The organism is Streptomyces sp. NPDC006265, from assembly GCF_040613555.1.
GTDB lineage: Bacteria > Actinomycetota > Actinomycetes > Streptomycetales > Streptomycetaceae > Streptomyces.
The window spans coordinates 1-2,290 of the sequence record NZ_JBEXSH010001152.1 but is presented as its reverse complement, the minus strand read 5'-3'; the positions used below and the strand labels follow the sequence as shown (position 1 = coordinate 2,290).

Below are 2,290 nucleotides of genomic sequence, written 5' to 3'. Positions count from 1 at the left end.
AAGGGCTGGACGCTGGGCCCGAACTTCGAGGGCCGCAACGCCACGCACCAGATGACCGAGGAGGTCGTCGCCGCCGTCGCCGGGGCGAGCCCGGCCGACGTCGACACCGCCGTCACCTGGGCCGCCAGGGCACAGCGGACCTGGGCCGCCCTGCCCCCCGCGGACCGCGCCCGGCTGCTGCGCCGCTTCGCGGCCACCGTCGACGAGCACCTGGAGGAGCTGGCACGCCTGGAGGTCCGGGAGGCCGGCCACCTCATCGGCAACGCCCGCTGGGAGGCCGGCAACGTCCGTGACCTGCTGGACTACGCGGCCGGGGGAGTGGAGCGGCTCACCGGCCGGCAGATCCCGGTGCCCGGCGGACTGAACGTCACGATCCTCGAGCCGCTCGGCGTCGTCGGCGTGATCGCGCCCTGGAACTTCCCCCTGCCGATCGCCGCCTGGGGCACCGCCCCCGCCCTCGCGGCCGGCAACGCGGTCATTCTCAAGCCCGCCGAGACCACGCCCCTCACCGCGCTGCGCCTCGCCGAACTCGCCCTGGAGGCCGGGCTCCCGGAGCACCTCTTCCAGGTCCTGCCCGGACGCGGCGACATCACGGGCGACGCCCTGGTCCGGCACCCCGGCGTCGCCAAGATCGTCTTCACCGGCTCCACCCGGACCGGGACACGCGTCGCGGCCCTCGGCGCCGAGCAGGTCAAGCCCGTCACCCTCGAACTCGGCGGCAAGAGCCCCAACATCGTCTTCGCCGACGCAGATCTGAAGACCGCCGTCGACCCCTTCTCCTTCCTCGACAACTCCGGCCAGGACTGCTGCGCCCGCACCCGCGTCCTGGTCCAGGAGTCCGTCTACGACGAGGTTCGCGAGCTGCTCGCCGACGCCCTGTCCGCTGTGGTGGTGGGCGACCCGTCCGACGAGAAGACCCAGATGGGCCCGCTGATCTCCCGGCAGCAGCTCGACCGGGTCCGGGGCTTCGTACCGGACGGCGCCCCGGCCCTGCGGGGCAGCGCACCCGAGGGGCCGGGCTTCTGGTTCCCGCCGACCGTCCTCACCGGGGAGAGCCCCGACTCGGCCGCCGCCTGCGAGGAGATCTTCGGCCCCGTCGCCGTCCTGCTGCCGTTCACCGACGAGCAGGACGCGATCCGCCTCGCCAACGGCACCCCCTACGGCCTCTCCGGCTCCATCTGGACCCGCGACGTCGGCCGCGCCCTGCGTGTCTCCCAGGCCGTCCGCGCCGGCAACCTCTCGGTCAACTCCCATGCCAGCGTCCGCTACTGGACCCCGTTCGGCGGCTACAAGAAGTCCGGCGTCGGCCGCGAGCTCGGCCCCGACGCCCTGGCCGCCTTCACCGAAACCAAGAACGTCTTCATCAGCACGGAGGGCCCCGCACAGTGACTGCCCAGGAGAACATCTGCCGCCGCCTGGTCGGCCGTACCGCCGTCGTCACCGGAGCCGGCAGCGGCATCGGTCTCGCCGCCGCCCGCCGCCTCGCCTCCGAGGGCGCCCACGTCGTCTGCGGCGACGTCGACGACACCCGCGGCAAGGCCGCCGCCGAGGAGGTCGGCGGCACCTTCGTGAAGGTCGAGGTGACCGACCCCGAGCAGGTCGAGGCCCTCTTCCAGACCGCCTACGACACCTACGGCAGCGTCGACATCGCCTTCAACAACGCCGGCATCTCCCCGCCCGACGACGACTCCATCCTGGAGACCGGCCTGGAGGCCTGGAAGCGCGTCCAGGAGGTCAACCTCACCTCCGTCTACCTGTGCTGCAAGGCAGCCATTCCCCACATGCGGCGCCAGGGCCGGGGCTCGATCATCAACACCGCCTCCTTCGTCGCCAGGATGGGCGCGGCCACCTCCCAGATCTCCTACACGGCCTCCAAGGGCGGCGTCCTCGCCATGTCCCGTGAACTGGGCGTGCAGTTCGCCCGGGAGGGCATCCGCGTGAACGCCCTGTGCCCCGGCCCGGTCAACACCCCCCTCCTCCAAGAGCTGTTCGCCAAGGACCCGGAGCGGGCCGCGCGCCGCCTGGTGCACATCCCGCTGGGCCGGTTCGCCGAGGCCGAGGAGATCGCCGCCGCCGTGGCCTTCCTGGCCAGCGACGACTCCTCGTTCGTGAACGCCACCGACTTCCTGGTCGACGGCGGGATCGCGGGGGCGTACGTCACACCCCTGTAGGCGAGTGTCCGCAGGGCCCGAGCGCCCTACAGTGCCGGGATGAGCATGACGCCGCCGCCCGGCTGGTATCCCGACCCGCACGCCCCGCACCTGCAGCGCTGGTGGGACGGCACGGCCTG

At 72.8% G+C, this 2,290-nt stretch carries 3 protein-coding genes; all 3 read left to right on the top strand.

The window, feature by feature from the left end; all coding sequences use genetic code 11:
• The first annotated feature begins 51 nt into the window (after positions 1-51).
• Positions 52-1,389 carry an aldehyde dehydrogenase family protein gene (locus tag ABZ281_RS46430; protein WP_356664542.1) on the top strand — a complete coding sequence of 446 codons (1,338 nt, stop codon included), beginning with the start codon at positions 52-54 and terminating at the stop codon, positions 1,387-1,389.
• A complete protein-coding gene (locus ABZ281_RS46425) occupies positions 1,386-2,171 on the top strand; it encodes a 3-oxoacyl-ACP reductase (RefSeq protein WP_356664538.1) in 786 nt (261 codons plus the stop codon). The genes ABZ281_RS46430 and ABZ281_RS46425 overlap by 4 nt, the downstream gene beginning before the upstream one ends.
• Before the next feature lie 45 nt (positions 2,172-2,216).
• Positions 2,217-2,290 (top strand): DUF2510 domain-containing protein (locus ABZ281_RS46420; RefSeq protein WP_356664540.1); only part of this gene is annotated, 74 nt, incomplete at its 3' end.

Excerpts from the sequence above, each read along its gene's own strand:
- ABZ281_RS46430 (WP_356664542.1), top strand. The coding sequence starts at position 52 with ATGACCGAGGAGGTCGTCGCCGCCGTCGCCGGGGCGAGCCCGGCCGAC.